Origin of the sequence: Brasilonema octagenarum UFV-OR1 (genome assembly GCF_963888615.1) — a bacterium.
Classification (GTDB): Bacteria; Cyanobacteriota; Cyanobacteriia; order Cyanobacteriales; family Nostocaceae; genus Brasilonema; species Brasilonema sennae.
In genome coordinates this window covers 52,093-69,162 of the sequence record NZ_CAWPKW010000189.1, presented here as the reverse complement: position 1 = coordinate 69,162, position 17,070 = coordinate 52,093, and the positions used below count along the sequence as shown (strand labels likewise).

The 17,070-nt window shown below is 44.1% G+C and carries 14 protein-coding genes and 1 pseudogene; 3 read left to right on the top strand and 12 right to left on the bottom strand.

Annotated elements, in window-relative coordinates:
* The 5 genes from AC5590_RS13545 to AC5590_RS13525 form a co-directional block, all read right to left on the bottom strand.
* A partial coding sequence (locus AC5590_RS13545) for a cupredoxin domain-containing protein (protein ID WP_211178358.1) occupies positions 1-365 on the bottom strand: 365 nt, incomplete at its 3' end.
* Positions 366-511: 146 nt separating this feature from the next.
* The gene (locus AC5590_RS13540; protein ID WP_169264184.1) at positions 512-2,773 is read right to left on the bottom strand and encodes a heavy metal translocating P-type ATPase; all 2,262 of its coding nucleotides are present in this window, start codon (positions 2,771-2,773) and stop codon (positions 512-514) included.
* A 49-nt stretch (positions 2,774-2,822) separates the two neighbouring features.
* Positions 2,823-3,017 carry a heavy-metal-associated domain-containing protein gene (locus AC5590_RS13535; RefSeq protein WP_169264183.1) on the bottom strand — a complete coding sequence of 65 codons (195 nt, stop codon included), beginning with the start codon at positions 3,015-3,017 and terminating at the stop codon, positions 2,823-2,825.
* Positions 3,018-3,131: 114 nt separating this feature from the next.
* Positions 3,132-3,254, bottom strand: a complete 123-nt coding sequence (locus AC5590_RS13530) for a DUF8832 domain-containing protein (protein WP_498823355.1) — start codon at positions 3,252-3,254, stop codon at positions 3,132-3,134.
* Between the two features lie 638 nt (positions 3,255-3,892).
* On the bottom strand, positions 3,893-4,657 hold the full coding sequence (locus AC5590_RS13525) for a glycoside hydrolase family 24 protein (RefSeq protein ID WP_169264182.1): 765 nt from the start codon (positions 4,655-4,657) through the stop codon (positions 3,893-3,895).
* A gap of 451 nt (positions 4,658-5,108) precedes the next feature.
* On the opposite strand from AC5590_RS13525, the gene AC5590_RS13520 reads away from it, so the two are divergent.
* Together AC5590_RS13520 and fldA are read left to right on the top strand one after the other, a co-directional pair.
* Positions 5,109-6,314 carry a DUF305 domain-containing protein gene (locus AC5590_RS13520; protein ID WP_169264181.1) on the top strand — a complete coding sequence of 402 codons (1,206 nt, stop codon included), beginning with the start codon at positions 5,109-5,111 and terminating at the stop codon, positions 6,312-6,314.
* A 191-nt stretch (positions 6,315-6,505) separates the two neighbouring features.
* A complete protein-coding gene (gene fldA / locus AC5590_RS13515) occupies positions 6,506-7,018 on the top strand; it encodes a flavodoxin FldA (protein ID WP_169264180.1) in 513 nt (170 codons plus the stop codon).
* 463 nt (positions 7,019-7,481) lie between these two features.
* Here fldA and AC5590_RS13510 read toward each other — a convergent pair whose 3' ends face one another.
* The 3 genes from AC5590_RS13510 to gorA form a co-directional block, all read right to left on the bottom strand.
* Positions 7,482-8,759 carry a multicopper oxidase family protein gene (locus AC5590_RS13510; protein WP_211178357.1) on the bottom strand — a complete coding sequence of 426 codons (1,278 nt, stop codon included), beginning with the start codon at positions 8,757-8,759 and terminating at the stop codon, positions 7,482-7,484.
* 414 nt (positions 8,760-9,173) lie between these two features.
* Positions 9,174-10,226, bottom strand: coding sequence for a DUF4396 domain-containing protein (locus AC5590_RS13505; RefSeq protein WP_211178356.1), 1,053 nt, complete (start codon positions 10,224-10,226; stop codon positions 9,174-9,176).
* Positions 10,171-11,514, bottom strand: coding sequence for a glutathione-disulfide reductase (gene gorA / locus AC5590_RS13500; RefSeq protein WP_169264178.1), 1,344 nt, complete (start codon positions 11,512-11,514; stop codon positions 10,171-10,173). Before gorA ends, AC5590_RS13505 begins: the two co-directional genes overlap by 56 nt.
* Before the next feature lie 276 nt (positions 11,515-11,790).
* Between gorA and AC5590_RS13495 the strand changes: the two genes are divergently transcribed.
* Positions 11,791-12,144, top strand: a complete 354-nt coding sequence (locus AC5590_RS13495) for a four-helix bundle copper-binding protein (RefSeq protein ID WP_169264177.1) — start codon at positions 11,791-11,793, stop codon at positions 12,142-12,144.
* A 60-nt stretch (positions 12,145-12,204) separates the two neighbouring features.
* Here AC5590_RS13495 and AC5590_RS13490 read toward each other — a convergent pair.
* The 4 genes and pseudogenes from AC5590_RS13490 to AC5590_RS13475 form a co-directional block, all read right to left on the bottom strand.
* Positions 12,205-12,379, bottom strand: a pseudogene (locus AC5590_RS13490) (IS630 family transposase); the annotation flags it as partial.
* Positions 12,380-12,666: 287 nt separating this feature from the next.
* On the bottom strand, positions 12,667-13,788 hold the full coding sequence (locus AC5590_RS13485) for an ABC transporter permease (RefSeq protein WP_169264176.1): 1,122 nt from the start codon (positions 13,786-13,788) through the stop codon (positions 12,667-12,669).
* An 82-nt stretch (positions 13,789-13,870) separates the two neighbouring features.
* Entirely contained in the window at positions 13,871-14,977 is a 1,107-nt protein-coding gene (locus AC5590_RS13480; RefSeq protein WP_169264175.1) for an ABC transporter permease, read from the bottom strand.
* 72 nt (positions 14,978-15,049) lie between these two features.
* Complete coding sequence (locus AC5590_RS13475; RefSeq protein ID WP_169264174.1) at positions 15,050-17,068, bottom strand: ATP-binding cassette domain-containing protein; 2,019 nt, start codon at positions 17,066-17,068, stop codon at positions 15,050-15,052.
* Positions 17,069-17,070: the final 2 nt, after the last annotated feature.

The window sequence follows — 17,070 nt, the reverse complement described above, 5'->3', positions numbered from 1 at the left end:
TCTTTGCGGTAGAAGTTGAGTCGCACTCTTTGAAGAGCATTAACTACCACTTGGCTTGGTTCATACCCACCATCAACAGTAATTGTTACCTCCTGAATGTCCTGCTTTGATCGTGCTTTTTGCGACTTTGGTTTACTCAACAGAAACCACCATAACTCCAGTGCGATCAATCCTAATCCGCCAGCAGTAACGATACCTTTTGCCCATAGGGGTTGTTCGATGCGACGGAACTGACTTGTTTGCTTTGTTTGAGATGGTTGCATTTGTTCGTGGGACATTTGTGCAACTGCTTTGTTAGAAGCAATTCCAAACACCAATCCCAAACTCACAACACTGCCAATGATTGCTATTGCTATTTTGTTCATGATTTAAACATCTCCGTAGCGCGAATGTAACTACATTGCAAGCTATGCTAATGCGCCGGAAATAGCTCCGAGTAAAAATCCAAATCCTGCCAAGGTTGCGAAAAATGTTACATTTTTAAGCATCGTTCATACTCCTTGTGATTTATTCAACCAATTGTTTTAGGTTGGAAATTACGCAAACGCAGCGCATTCGTGACTACAGAGACAGAACTAAACGCCATTGCTGCACCTGCAATGATGGGACTAAGCAGCCAACCGAAGAAGGGGAAAAGAATTCCTGCTGCAATTGGAATACCAGCAACGTTATAGATAAAGGCAAAGAAGAGATTCTGACGAATGTTGCCAATCGTGGCACGAGAGAGTTGAATGGCGGTGACAATACCTTGTAAATCGCCAGAGATCAGGGTGATGTCACTCGCTGCGATCGCCACATCTGTTCCTGTTCCAATTGCCATCCCGACATCGGCTTGAGCCAGCGCCGGTGCATCATTGATACCATCCCCCACCATTGCTACAATCTTACCTTCCGACTGAAGTTTCTCAACAGTCTCGGCTTTCTGTTCCGGGCGAACTTCAGCTAAGACTCGCTTGATACCCACTTCACGGGCAATCACTTCGGCTGTACGGTGATTGTCTCCGGTCAACATTACGACTTCCAATCCCATTTTCTGCAATGTGCGAATTGCGTTTACAGAAGATGGTTTCACCGCATCGGCAATGCCCATAATCCCTTGGATTTTGCTATTTACCGCAATCCAGATAACCGTTTTACCAAGATACTCCAAACGATCCCAATGTTCCTGCAATGCACTTGTATCGATGCCTAACTCGTTCATCCAACGGTGGGTGCCAATTTGTATCCTTTGATTTGATACATATCCTTGCACACCACTACCCGCAATGGCTTCAAACTCCTGTGCATCGGTCAATTCCACACCTTGAGATTTCGCATAATTTACAACTGCCTCCGCAAGAGGATGTTCTGAATTGCGTTCAACAGATGCTGCAAGGCCCAGAAGATTTAGCTCGTTGCCATTGGCTGTACCCTTGACGCTTACAAAATCGGTGACAGTGGGCTTACCCTGCGTAATTGTACCTGTTTTGTCGAGAACGACAGTCTGAAGCTTGTGCGCGAGTTCCAGACTTTCTGCCCCTTTGATGAGGATACCATTTTCTGCACCCTTACCTGTTCCCACCATGATAGAAGTCGGCGTTGCCAAGCCAAGAGCGCATGGGCAAGCAATAATTAACACACCTACAGTGGTAATCAGTGCCATCGTCACATTGCCCATGATGTTGTACCAGATAATGAAAGTGGCGATCGCAATGGCAATCACAGCTGGTACAAACCATCCAGTCACTTGGTCAGCTAATCGCTGAATCGGTGCTTTTGAACCTTGGGCTTGTTGGACTAGCTTGACAATCTGCGCCAAGAATGTATCTTTACCCACTCGGGTCGCTCGGAATTTGAAGCTGCCAGTTTTGTTAATCGTGGCTCCGATAACTTCATCACCTGGTTGCTTCTTCACAGGAAGACTTTCACCTGTCACCATTGCCTCATCAATAGTTGAGGAACCATCAATAATCTCGCCATCCACTGGAATCTTTTCACCCGGACGTACGAGAATCACATCACCTTTAATCACTTGGGCAATGGGAATGTCAACCTCTTTGCCATCACGAATCACACGAGCAGTCTTTGCTTGCAAGCCCATCAACTTACGAATTGCTTCAGAAGTTTGTCCTTTGGCACGATTTTCAAGCAGTCGTCCCAGCAAAATCAGAGTGATGATAACTACAGCTGCTTCGTAGTACACATCAGCTGGTAATCTTTGTTGAGTGAAAAACCCAGGCAAGAAGGTGGGGAAGAGGGAATAAAGATAAGCGGCAAGAGTACCAATCGCCACCAAGGTATCCATTGTTGCTGCGTGACGTTTCAGGGCTTTCCAGGCATTGATAAAGAAGGATGAACCACACCAGAACAAGACTGGAGTGGCCAGCACAAGCTGTAACCAAGGATTATGCATCCACATGGGAATAAAGGGAATGGATAATCCCGTCATCATCGGTAGCGAACCAATGACCAGAATAGCGCTGACAATGCCGCCAACCCAAACTTTTCTGACTAACGCTCGATTTTCGGCTTGGCGTGCCTTCTGCTCTGCATCATCGTCTGCGGCAAATAAATCATCGTCTTGCATAGATTGAGCAGAGTATCCCACAGCATTCACTGCCTGGCAAATTGCTTCTGGGTTAGTTTTTTTGGGGTCATAAGTGACAGTAGCTTGCTCTGCCCCAAAGTTTACGCTACACTCATTCACACCCCTGACGGAGCTAATCGCATCTTCAATGATTTTAGCGCAAGAGGCACAACTCATGCCCCGCAGTTTCAGATTTGTGTTTTCCATTGAGTGACTCCTTGACACGCACTAGTATTCGGTCTTCGGAATTCGGCAACTAAGTAACGGAGTAACCCGCGTCGGTAATTGCTTGTTTCACAACCGTTTGTGAAGCTTGAGTCTCAATGCTGACCAACTTAGTTTTGGGATCAGCTTGCACTGTTGCGGTTGGATCAACTGCTTTGAGAGCTTTTGTGATGGTTTCACCACAAGCTGAACATGCCATGTTGGGAACGTTGAGTTGTAAGTTCATGATTCTAATCCTTTTGCGATGAACTATTTTTAGTTTGCAGTCTCCAGCAGACTGGAGAGTCAAGAGAGAGCGCAAGCAAATTTTGAAAATCTGTCAAAAGAAAGAACTTCTAGTTTAAAGGGTTTCACGATCAGCAACCCGCACAACAAAGGGGAGAGTAATCACAAGCCCGTAGTGCTGGAACTGTGCCCATATCTTATAAAGTCCAGCACGAGGGAAACTAGAACACCGATTCAGTCATCGGGGAACAAGGTAAAAATCAACTTTGGTTGGAGTAAATGGTAAAGGAGAGAGAAAATAGAGCAAACGGTTGCTAGTCAAGGATTATGGCAGCGACATCTTGTCTAATTCCCTGATAATGACTGACGGCGGCAGGAATACGGTTCTCAGTTTGCAGGTTGGTAAGTCAGTAATAACGCTCTTCCATCACTTTGCTGAGAGAAAAATCAAAGCCAAAATCTGAAACATAGACACTGTTAGGGATTTGAACTTTAATTTTTCACACAAAGCTTGAAATATTTATTCCTACATAAAGCCTTTCACTGTAAGGGTTTCAGAATATACTCTGGCGAGAGTGATGAAAGAGCGATAAGCTGTTGGACATTTAACTTGCATATTAGCTAAAAGTAAAGCTCTTACCGAAGAAGAATTCAGGAGTCAGGAGCCAGGAGTCAGAATGACTCCTGTGCGACTGGTGGATGAATCGAGGTTTAAAGCCCCCGGATTTATCCGTGGAGAAAAGAAAGAATTTTCGTTTGTTGAAACCCCTGACTTCAGGCATGGGGTATTCTGACTCCTGAATTCTGACTTCTGACTCCTCTTCATGGCGTAGGCATCTTGCTCGTTCTAATTATGCAAACTAAAAGTACATTAGCTTAACGCTTCTGGTCAGAGAAGGAATTTGCCGCAGCCAATTCCTCCGTTAGAACTTTTTGATAAACCTGTGATAGCAAAGGTGTAATTTGATTATTTTCTGTGCCATATCCTAAGCTTGTCCACGTACCAGACAAAAGCTGCAAAACCTGATTTAGTTTTCCCTGTTCAAGAAGAACTACAATATCAGTTCTCCAAGCATCGTGGTCATTGAGCCAAGCATATACAACCTCATCTTGAATTTGTGGCTTGAAACTGTCAGGAGTTACACTTAACGAGTTAGAGAATTTATGATGGTACTTCTTAACTTTTTCCTGCCAGGTAGCAGCAAGGATTTGATACCGACCTGCTGCTGTACTGCACTCTCCTATGTGAGGACCAGAAACAATTGTTACGCATTGGTTTGGATGGCGGCTCAAATCAGAAAAATGTTTACCACCATAAAGCAGAGTATAAGGGTTAGAATCCTGAGCTTCACTGGCAGAAATAGTTCGCATCAAAGCCCGAATATAAGGGTTACCTCCTTTTATCACTAGAGGGGGAATTTGGTCAATGGTAGAGGTTCTGCGTCCTCCAAGTCCCTGCCAAAGAAGAATTAGCAAAGCGAAAGATAATATTCCAAGAATTATCGGTTGCCACTTAAACTTTTTAGAGTTTTTGAATGATAGGAGTTTAGCTAACTTTAGAGAATTATTTTCACCATTTGCATTAGCCAATTGCTGAAAATAAGCTAAAAAATATTTTTTAAGAGAAATGTGTTTTTTCATATGTTCTTCCAGAACGATACAATCTGCTGTTTCATATTTTCATTACTAATCTATTAATTCAGTATTTTTGATTTTCAATTATTGAAAGATTGGAAATACTTTAATTGTCAATGCTTGCTCATTAAAAAATATAAGAGTCAAACAGAAAAACATGATTAATTATATACTTTTTCATTTGCTAATGAAATTGGGGGTTAAATCTTCATGAAACAGACGTTAAAAAAGTTAAACATATAGAAATGAAATTAGGATGAAATCCTTGTACCTCACTAGAAATAAATTATTCTCCTGCCATTGGAGAGATGCTAACACACTTGGAACCTCTTAATTTAATAGCGAAGAAGTCTTGTCGCCAGATTTCTACAGCGATAATATCAGTTACTTTATGCACCAGTTACTCCTTTAATGTGGTACAAGTGCTAATTCAAAACAGCAATCAAGAGGAAAAGAGATGTCGGACAGCAACACCATAAGACAGAGTTTGACCCTAAACCCTACCTTTCCATCCTCGGTTTTCACTTTTGATGGACTTACCTTTGCACTTACTCCAACAGAACCAGCTTCACGCTTTGATGTGCGTTTTTTGCAGGAGACAATAGGTCACCACCAAATGGCTGTAGATATGGCGCAGCTAAGTGTGGAGAAAGCAATAAACTCAGATTTGCGAGACCTCAGCCAAAACATCATTACCACCCAAACCCAGGAAATAGAAATAATGCAATCCTGGTTGAAAGACTGGTATGGCTATAGTTACACGCCTCAGAAGAAACCGGGCGATATGCGAATGCTAGACCAAATGGCAATGATGAGCGGCGCTGAGTTTGAAATCGATTTCATGCAGGAGATGACCGACCATCATAAGTCAATGTTAAGTGATGCTGTTCCTTGCACTTATCGTGCCGGACACGATGACTTGACAGGTCTTTGTCACAATATTGTTGACACCCAAACTAGAGAAATTAACCAGATGCAGCAGTGGCTGAGTGAGCGGTATGGGATATCTGATAACATGAACGAACCTGTCTCTAACCATGTTGCTGATGCTGCAATTGCCAATGGGAGTTTCGAGACTAGTAATTTCACTGGATGGTCAACAATAGGAAAGGCTGAGATTGAAACAGCAGACTTTGGAACTGAACCAGCTGAAGGAACATATTATGCTGCATTATCAACTCAGTTTGATACAGTTTCAGGTTTAGATATAGAAACATTTTTAGGCTTACCGGCTGGCAGCTTGAATGTTTTGGAGAAAGGAAACATTGAGGAAGGCTCTGCCATGAAGACAACATTTACAGCCAAAGCAGGAGATGTTTTAACGCTTGATTGGAATTTTATGACAAACGAGCTAGACTCAACTCTCGTTGGTTCTAACAATGACTTCGCCTTCCTAACACTCAACTCTTTACCATACGATGTAGCTGATCCCTCCTCATCATTTAAGACTTCTCTAACACCGTTTTTAAATGAAACTGGGTTTCAAACTTTGTCCATTGAAATACCTGTTACTGGTACTTACACTTTGGGCTTAGGAGTAGTAAATGTGGATGACCCCATCTTTGACTCAGCCCTAGCTGTCGATAACATTAAACTTACCTCAAATCATGAGTCAACTTCTCTATCTGGAGTCATGGCATTTGATACTTTAGGTTTGGTTTAGATGTTGCAATGCAAGCACAAAACCACTTCAAATTAAGTTCACAAAACTGTACAAACTGTTAGACACTATTTAAGTCAAGTCAGATTTTACTCTATCTCAAGAAATGGCAGCAAAAGGGGAATACATTATCCTCTTATCCAAAGTGAATAGGCATTACCTTCGATGACGATTTTAATAAAACAGGAGCACAAATGGCTAAGATAGGTTTGTTTTTTGGCACTCAAACAGGCAATACTCAAACGGAAGCTGAAATAATTCAGAAAGAGTTTGGAGGAGAAAGTGTTGTTACCTTAAATGATATTTCCAAGACTGCTCCAAGTGATATTAATGAATATAGTTATATCATCATAGGTTGCCCTACTTGGAATATTGGCGAATTGCAAAGTGATTGGGAAGATTTCTATGATGAGCTAGATAACATTGATTTTACAGGCAAAAAAGTTGCTTATTTTGGAGCAGGAGACCAAGTTGGTTATCCTGACACCTTCCAAGATGCAATGGGTATTTTGGAGGAAAAAATTTCGGAACGAGGTGGCGAAACAGTTGGATATTGGTCTACGGATGGTTATGAATTTACTGAGTCTAAGGCTGTCCAGAATGGTAAATTTGTAGGTCTTGCTCTTGATGAAGATAATCAATCTGACTTGACGAAGGAACGAATTAAAGCCTGGGTCAGCCAACTGAAGAAAGAGTTTGATCTATAGATAGTATTTAGTCAAACTTTGTACAATGAAAAGTAAAAATTAGTCGTTCAACTGTTTTATCTGCCGTGACAATAACTGCATTGGTTACTTCAATAACTACTACAACGCGACGTAAATAGGGCAACCCTATGGCTGACGCCACGCCTTACGGCTATCGGGGAAGACCTCCGGTCTCGCTGCGCTAACACCAGTCGCCTAGGTCGGGAAAACGCCACATGCTTCAAGTCGGGCATTGCCCGCCCAACGCAGTGGCTCCCCTCCTGTAGCGCTGGTGAACCATTTAAAATCCCTAAAAACCTCATTCCATAATACTTTTGACTTTTGAATGCATAACTTCCGCCTTGCGGTACTAGCGTGTTTACCCTACAACGCTAAAATCACCAAAATTAGACAAATGCGCTCGTGAACCATACCCATAATACAGTAGTGTTTGGTTTAGTTACTTGCCGTCAGTTTTCTCAAATCAGGTAACGTTGATAATCATTGTTAAACCACCTGCGCCTTCTACCTCAACGTTATCGTTTGTTGCGTGATGGGCAATGTGGCAATGTAGCAACCACTTACCCTTCTCACGAGCTGTCCAAATTACGTCATAGCGTTCACCGGGAGCTACATTGATAGTATCCTTTTCAATTTGGGCAGCGGCTGGTAGCAGATTGCCATCTGTTTCAATAATTTTGAATGGCCCACCATGAATATGCATTGGGTGAATGAAGGCATTATTTGAGCCAATAAAGCGGAAGCGGATTTTTTGACCAATTTTGGCGTTAATTGTTTCAGTAGAGGGATAAGCTTTACCGTTAATCGTAAAAAAGTTAGGCATTAGCCCTTCCATCGGCATTGCTGGGAAGGTGTAGCCTTGCTTTACTGTCCACTCCTGAAGCTGAACCACAAAGTCTTGATCATAGGCAGGAGTTTCAGGTTTATTCTTGGGATCGATGATTAATGCACCGTACATCCCTAAAGTTTGCTGGCGGTCTACATCTTTGTGAGAGTGGTAAAAGTAAGTGCCTGCTTGCTTGACAGTAAATTCGTAAATATAGCTTGCACCAGGTGGAATTGGCTTTTGGGTAACATCGGCTGGACCGTCCATGTTGTTAGGTACAATCATGCCATGCCAATGTACTGTGGTTGATTCTGATAAGTTGTTCTTGACTACAATCCGGACGCGATCGCCTTCAGTAACCCGAATACGCGGTCCTGGAACTTGACGGTTGAAGGCATAAGCAGCTACCTGGACATTTGGTAAAATATTCCACTTAATTAAAGAAACATCGAGGTTAAAAACCTTCACACCATTCTCTAGCTTAGGCTGGAGAACCTGATCCCCACGTGCATCAACAGAAGCAGTATAGGTAATTTTTGTCAAGTCTACTGCTGCCATATCTTCCATTGTTTCCATGCTCATATCAGAGGTCATAATCATCCCTGGCGGCATAACTAAACCATTCGTCTGAGTGACACTGCTTATAGGTGCAGGTGGTAGCGATGACACTGGAGCCGGAGATTTCGTGCCACCCATATTCATCCCAGGCGTTGACTGGTTGCTCATATTCATTCCTGGCATTGACCCATGCTGCATATTCCTAGCACTCATGGTAAAGTTGCCATAGAGTGCGGCGATAAGAACACCGAATGCTAGGGCTAATAGTGTTAACAGCGTCACTGCCAAAAGTTGCGATCGCGTAGCTTTGGGTTTCATTGCCATATTCGCGTGCGAATCGGCAGCAGACGAATTCATGTTCATATTTCTATGAGTTTTCATTTTTACATTCCTTCCATGCTGGACATATCAGACTCAGCTGCCACATGAGTGAACTAGTGTGTGGAAGCATTGGGTGCAGGCACTTCACCAGAAGTTGCTGTAATTCGTTCTACTTCGGCAGCTAAATTATCCCTCTTCTGTCACTTTCCACAAATTAAAATCTGAAAACCTTGCTGCATAAGAGTTTTAGTGTCAAGCTATGAGAATGTTTATCATATTAGGAAATAAAGTCACAAACCCAGTCTCAGTCAAAGTTTTAAACATTGCTTTCTATTTTTGTTTCCGGAGAGTGACAAAAGTGGGTTATAGCGGTTCTCACTTGAATCATATACACCTCCACGAATGATGTAGAGATGTAGCATGCTACGTCTCTACAGATCTGTATTGCACTCAACCGAGAAGCGCTATATGACCACCTTTACCCAATGCCCGTACAGTACCCATACCATGTTTTAAACCCACTGCCACTAGCCACATATTGACGGGAAAAGCAATTATAAATCCTACTAAGGTTGCCAAAGACATCACGCCCCAAAAGCGGATTGAGGTTGCCTCCATTGCTGTCATATCACGACTCATCAGGATTACCATCACTGGAATCATACCTGCCATCACCGCATTCATTGAGAGCCATTCCGGTATGAAGGAACGCCGGACGGCTTTTAGATATGATCCACCCAGCATATCTTTCATAAATAGCGATTGAAAAACAAACAGCCCGAAGGCAAAGCCAAAAATGTACTCAGAAATTACGTCAAGCCACATTGGCAGTCCAAGCGTCATTGTGATTGCTGCAGCAACGATGATTCCTGTTGCATCACCTGCCAAACAGTGAATCGTCGATCCCAAGGTTTGTTTCCACACCGGCTTAATGAACTCCTCATGCTGCATCGGTCCTGGCTCCTTGCAGGACAGAATGTAGAGTGCTGCACCAATCGGTCCTGTGTAGAGAGTTACCAACAGCCACCCCCACTTCATGACTGTCAGTTCAGGATTACTGGTGAACGCATCCCAAGCTACGTAGATTGCTGAGAGTGCTGTCAGGCTAAACCAAACAATGAGAACGGTATCAATTAAAGTAGAGCTTTTGAAGTTTGCTTCATTCGTGCCTGACATATTCATACCAGGCATATTTTGGTTCATTGCAGGTTGAACTGGAGAGGTATTTTGGACAATCAAGTTGGGACTGTTCCTAAAAGTAGGTATGTTTTGACTGACTCCCAACCGAGGTGTTAAGAACACTAATCCCAAAGTTAGTGCAAACAAAACTATCCATAAAATTAATTTAGAGCGCATATTGACCTTTAAATTTGCAGCAAGCAGGTTCTTCCAAAATTTACTATTTATACAAAGTTCTAGCTGGATGTCATCTGTCAATAGCAACAATTCAGCGCAGAGTGAAAAACTCTTCTGCTGCTGAAGGATGAATGCCAATTGTTGCATCAAAGTCCTTCTTGGTAACACCCTTACGAACAGCAAGTCCGAGACATTGAATAATCTCTGTAGCGTATTCACCTACCATGTGAGCACCTAGCACTTCGTTTGTGTTACCATCGACCACTAATTTAATCAGAGTTTTCTCTTCCGGTTCAGCAATACTGTTGAACAGGGGTTGGAACCTTGAGCGATAGCAGCGTACAGATTCCCCAAATTTTTCCCTTGCCTCAGCTTCAGTCAAGCCAACAGTAGCGGCTTCAGGTTGAGAAGAAAGTGCTGAGGGAATGCACTCAAAATTCACAGTTCGCGGTTGATTACCAAATACGGTGTCAGCAAAGGCACGTCCTGTTGCTATTGCCATAGGAGTCCAATGGGGTCGGCTTGTGCAATCTCCGACTGCAAAAATATTTGTCTGGGTAGTGCGGCTGTATTCGTCTACTGCAATCGCTCCTTGTTTGACTTCAACACCCACCTTCTCCAAATCAAGACCACTTAAATTAGGAGTTCGACCTGTGGCACAAAGAACTGTGTTTACAGTTACAGTATCTTGTTTACCTCCTGATAGATTCAAACGGAAACCATCTTGGATTTGTTCAATTTTTTCGACAGTAGTATTGCATAAAACTTGAATTCCATTCTTCTCCATAATCTCTTGAACAGCAGTTCTAATATCTTCATCGCGATTTAATAAAACACGGTTTTCCGCCACTATTAAAGTGACTTTTGAAATCAGACCATTCATGCTCCCAGCAAACTTCACAGCTATCTGGTCGCTACCAATTATTGCAATATGTTCTGGTTGCTGCTTTAGTTCAAACATCTGACGGGAGGTGATGGCATATTCAAAACCTGGTATGTTTGGTTTGACTGCTTCCCCACCTACCGCAATCAATATTTTGTCAGCAGTGATTTTACGTCCCGCAACATCTAGAGTGTGAGCGTCTAAAAATTTAGTTTGCCCGTAAATTAATTCAACTCCTGCTTCTTTAAGATGCTTAATATGCAATTGGCTCAAATGTTCAATAGCTCTGTCTTTGGCTGTCATAAATTGCTGCCAATTAATACGGCGTTGAACTTTGCCCCAGCCATATTCGTCTGCATCTTCAAAAAAGTGGGAGAAACTAGCAGCATAGACCATTAGCTTCTCAGGAATACAGCCATGAATCACACAAGTACCGCCTACCTGGTCACGTTCTGCAATTGCCACACGAACACCATAAGCAGCAGCAAGTCTTGCAGCAGCAATGCCTCCAGGACCAGCACCAATTACAAAGAGATCGTAATCAAAGCTCATAATTACTGACCCAGCTTTTAACAACGCTAGGGTTTCCTATATCTTCAGCTTTTCATAGAAAGATGAAATCAGCATGAAATCTTTACAATCTCAACTCAAAAAACTTTATACATATAGAAATGAAATTAAGATGAAATCATCTTATTTCATTAGCTAGAAATATTAAACATTCCATTAGGAAGACGCAAACACATTAGCAATTTTTTAACGTGAGGGCTAAGGAGCATAAATGCTGCCTTCTATAGAATTGATAACTTCACATGATTGAGAGGAATTATGACGACAGCCCAATCTCATCAATCCCTGCTGGAAACTTGCATTCAGAATTGTCTTGATTGTCTACGTGATTGCGAAAACTGTGCCGATGCCTGCTTAAGTAGCAATATGGTGCAGATGATGGCTCAATGTATCAAGCTGTGCCGGGATTGCGCTGACACTTGTGATCTGTGCGCCCGTTTCATGTCTCGCAATTCAGCTCTCCATGCTCAGATGTGCAGTGTCTGTGCCGAAGCTTGCGATCGCTGTGCGGCTGAGTGTGAGAAGCACGATAGCGACCACTGTAAACGCTGTGCTGCATCTTGCCGCCGTTGTGCTGATTCCTGCCGTCAGATGGCTGGGGCAATGGCGTAAGTCAGTCACTGTATTCGCTATTCGCTGGCTACCGCAAGATTGTGGTAGTCAGCGATCGCATAAAACCTGGTTAAAAAGTTCTGTATTTACATAAGGAAGAATCCACCAATAAGTTTCTCCGGTCTTGGGATGTACAAATGCATACAACCATAACCACTTATATCTCCAGTTAACATTGGCGATTGGTGTTTCGCCTTCAGGAACATAAACGTAGTCGTTTAACTGGCTTGAGTCCGGTGGCGTTGCTCATCTACCCTTCGGGAAGCCGCTGAGTCGCAAAGCGCACGCGTTCGCGTTCGCGAACGCGTCTACGCACCAAAGTTCCACTTGTGCATCTGGCTAAGTAGCTTTAAGTTTTTCAAGTGTGGTTGTAGTTTGAAAACACGCCCTAGGGCGTGTTTTCAAACTCGTTATATCCTGAAAGAGGAGGCGATTGCGCGGAGCGCAGTGCCGGAGGCAATCGGAGGGTATATTATTGATGAACCGAGGAGACTGTAAAGTGTTATTTGTTGGCTTGAGGCTCTAGCTCAATTGACTGCGAAACCTGTTAATGCTGATAGTCAATAACACAACGGTAAAGCCAACTAATGCCAGAGTATGTATCCACAGTACATCCAAACCAACCCCTTTGAGTAGAATTCCCCGGACAATAGCGATGTAATGACGTAGGGGATTAAGTAGAGACAGAACTTGAAAAAAGGGGGGCATGGCTTCGACGGGGGCGATCGCTCCAGAAGTCTGTACCATCGGCAGATTGATGAAAAAAGACGTGAGTACGACTTGCTGTTGAGAGCGGCAAATTGTCGCCAACATAATGCCTAAACTGATTCCTACAAACAGATATATACTCGATAGTCCGAAAAACAGCACGAAACTGCCACGAAATGGCAAATTAAAGACCAACCGTCCTAAAGCCAGCGCCAGCATGACATCTCCCATCAGTAGGAACACCAAGGGCACAATTTTAGCCAGCAAAATTTCCCAGTTTGCCGCCGGAGTCATCAGTAATTGCTCAAGAGTTCCTGTATCCTTCTCCCGCACAACAGTCACCGCTGAAACCAGCGTCCCAATCAGCGTTAGTACTAGACCCATCACTCCCGGCACAAAAAACCAGCTACTTATCAGTCCTGGATTATAAAGAAACACCATTTGGGGTGACACTGGAAGACTTGCCTGATTCTCTGCCAAGCGGCGATTATATTGTTGGATAATCTGGGTCATGTAGCCGCTAGCAATACCTGCCGTATTCGCATTCACCCCATCAATGAATACCTGAATTTCTGCCGATTCTTGTGCCACCTGACGCGGAAACTCTGGCGGAATTATCACCCCCACATCCAGCTTGCCTTCTTCTACCAACCGGCTCAACTCTTTCTCGCTAGTAGATACGGACTCTAGGGTAAAAATTCGATTGGAGGTCATTGCTGTCAGTAGTTCCCTACTTGTCGCCACGTTGGCATAGTCAATAATACCTAATTTCAAATTATGTATATCAGGATTGAGTGCAAAGCCGTAGAGCAATAATTGTAATGTTGGCGGCACAATCAGCAAAACAATCAACTGCTTATTTCGCAGAATTTGATTGAATTCCTTAGTAACTAATGCCCAAAATGAACTATCAAATAATCGGAGAAAAATTTTCATACTGGTGAGAGATTAGTAGTTAATGGTTAATGGTTAGCGATTAGTAGTGAGTGGTAATTGCTAGTAACAAAAAACTAACCACTTAGGAAGGCAATTGCATTTGGCTTAAAACCCTACGCGATGCATTGAAAAACACTAATCCCAACACCATTAGCATTACCAAATCCAACCAAACCCCTGTCCACCCCGTACCCCGCACCAATGCATCACGGGTAATGTCAATGTAATATCGGGTGGGAACCACGTTAGGTACAAGTGAAAGGGGAAAGGGAATATTGTTGAGCGGATAAATAAAACCAGACAGCAATACGGAAGTAATAAAACCGACAAGAGAAATCCCTTGTACAGCTGCGTTCTGGTTACTGCTTCGTACCCCTATCAGCAAACCAAACAGAACACTATCTGTGAGAAACAGCAGCGTACCAAGCAATAAGGTAGTGGGGTCGCCTACCAAGCCAACTTGAAAAATCAATGACCCCAGTCCCATGACCACTAATGCCTCGCTGATAGCAATCAGTAGGTAAGCCAGTCCTTTGCCGAGTAACAGCTCGGTCGCACTGATACTGGAAGCGTAGACTTGCAAGATGGTGCCTTTCTCCTTTTCCCGCACCATTGCGATCGCTGTCAGCAAGGACGGAAAAATCCACAATACCACACCATATACTCCAGGTACAATGTAAAGCGCTTCTAACCGACCGGGGTTAAACCACAAGCGAATCCGAGGTGTAATGCTGTTAGTAGTTGGCAGAAGCCCTTGCACCTGCATAAAGAAATTTGTCACTCTTCGGATGCTGTTCTTAATAACACGGGCATTGTTAACATCAGTGGCATCGATTAGCACTTGTACTACAGTACTTCTACGAGCTTGCACATCCCGGCTGAATTGAGGAGGAATAATCACCGCTGCCTTGGCAATGCCCTTGTCGATGGCATCCCGCACCGGATCTACTCCTGACCATTGCTTGGGCACAAACTGATTAGTCGCATACAACCGCTCGATATAGCTGCCACTGAGATTTGTGCGGTCAAAATCCTGCACAATTAATGGAATATTTTTACTTTCCAACCGGATAGCAAACCCAAAAATCAACAGCGTCATGAATGGCAACAGAAACGCTAACGCCAATGTCAGACCATCGCGGCGAAACTGTACTAATTCTTTGGCACACTGGGCAAGAATCCGTTTCATGGGGAAGTGGGGAGATGGGAAGAGAATTTGACAACTAACAACTAAAATCCAAAATCCAAAATTGTCTTAATCTTATGTGCGTTGTACGATACCGATGAAGGCATCTTCTAGGGAGAAAGGAATGGGGCGGAGGGAGTGAACGATGAGGTTGGTTGATTCTAGCAGCTTAAGTATTTGGGGAAGTTGTTCATTGGAGTTATCGAGGACAACGTGTAAGCTATTGGCAAAGATGGAGACGCGCCAAGGTTCGAGGTATTGTTTGAGCAGGTTGGAGGCAGCTTGGTTCTGGTTAACGATCATTTCTATGAGTTGTCCTGGTTGCGAGGCTTTGATGAAACTGGGTGAGCCTTCGGCGACGGTTTCCCCCGCTACCATAAAGCTCATGCAGTTACACTGTTCGGCTTCTTCGAGGTAATGGGTTGTGACTAAAATAGCCGTACCATTACGGGCGAAGTCATTAATCAACTTCCAGAACTGGCGACGGGCAAGCGGGTCTACCCCTGATGTTGGCTCATCAAGAAACAAAATATCTGGTTCGTGCATTACCGAAGCACCAAAAGCAACCCGTTGCTTCCAACCACCAGGTAGCTGTCCAGTGAGCATATGTTCTTGTCCTAACAGCCCACAGGTGGCAATCACCCAATCAATCTTTTCGCGGCGTAGCTTGCGGGGTACACCGTAAACACCGCTGTAAAACTCTAGGTTTTCTAGAATTGTCAAGTCATCGTAAAGAGTAAATTTCTGGCTCATGTAGCCGATACGTCGCCGTAAGTCAGCGTTACGTAGGTTTCTTGTTTCCCCGCCCAGGGAAATTTCACCACCACTAGCTCGAAGTAATCCACACAGCATTTTGATTGTAGTGGTTTTTCCCGCCCCATTAGCGCCTAAAAGTCCAAAAATTTCCCCGTAACGCACTTCGACATTGACGCTTTTGACGGCTTGGAATTTACCAAAGGAGCGGCTAAGGTTGTGGGCATAGATGGCAATGGATGAGGAAGAGCGGGGGAGTGGAGGAGTGGGAGACTGAGGGAGTTGCTGTAACATTTCCCCCCCTTCCCCCCTCTCTCTTTTTCCCCCTCTCCCTCCTCTGTAGCGCGGAAATTGGAAAAATTGCGGTGCTGACCCCTGCTGCCGCAGACGGCTGACAAAGACGTTTTCAAGGGTGGGTTCGGTACGCTCGATACTGGGGGATGGTAACTGATGCTGTTGCAGCAGTTCGCGTACTTGGGTTTCTCCTGCTGCAACATTTTTGACCAGGACATCAAGGCGATCGCCAAATGTTTGCACATCGACGATGTTTGCTTGAGCGCTCCTTGATAGGACTTGTTCAGTCATTTCCAGGTTTGCTGTGCGGACTTCCAGGCGATGTAAACCTAAGCTGGCACGTAAGGAAGCAGGGGTACCTATCTCTTGAATTTGACCATCATACATCAATGCCACACGATGGCAGCGTTCAGCTTCGTCCAAGTAGGGCGTAGCGACGACAATTGTCATGCCCTCTGCTGACAGTGCGGCTAGCACATCCCAAAACTCCCGTCGTGAAATTGGGTCAACACCTATGGTGGGTTCATCTAGTAACAGGATTTGGGGTTGAGAAACGAGGGCACAGCAAAGTGCCAGCTTCTGTTTCATACCGCCTGAGAGTTGCCCAGCTAAGCGATCGCCAAACTGCTCCAGGTTCATCAAGCGCAGGTATTTATTGCGGCGTTTCATCAGTAAATCCTCTGACACTTGCCGCAATCCCGCCGCATAGCGCAAATTTTCATCAATGCTCAAATCCAAGTATAAAGAAAACTGCTGCGTCAGATACCCCGTCATCGAGCGAGCATCGCGTGGAAGCTGACCAAATATTTGCACTTCTCCAGCTGTTGCCTCCATCACACCACCCAAAATGTGAAAGGTGGTGGTCTTACCGGCACCGTCGGGACCAATCAGCCCAAACAACTCTCCTTTATGCACTGTGAAGTCAATTAAGCGGACAGCCGCTAAGCGACCATAGTGCTTGCGCAAGCCGCGAACATGGATAGCTTCAGTTGGAAAACTAGGGGTTGAGGGCAGGTTTGGGGTGTTGATTGTTACTTGTTCTTTCATCC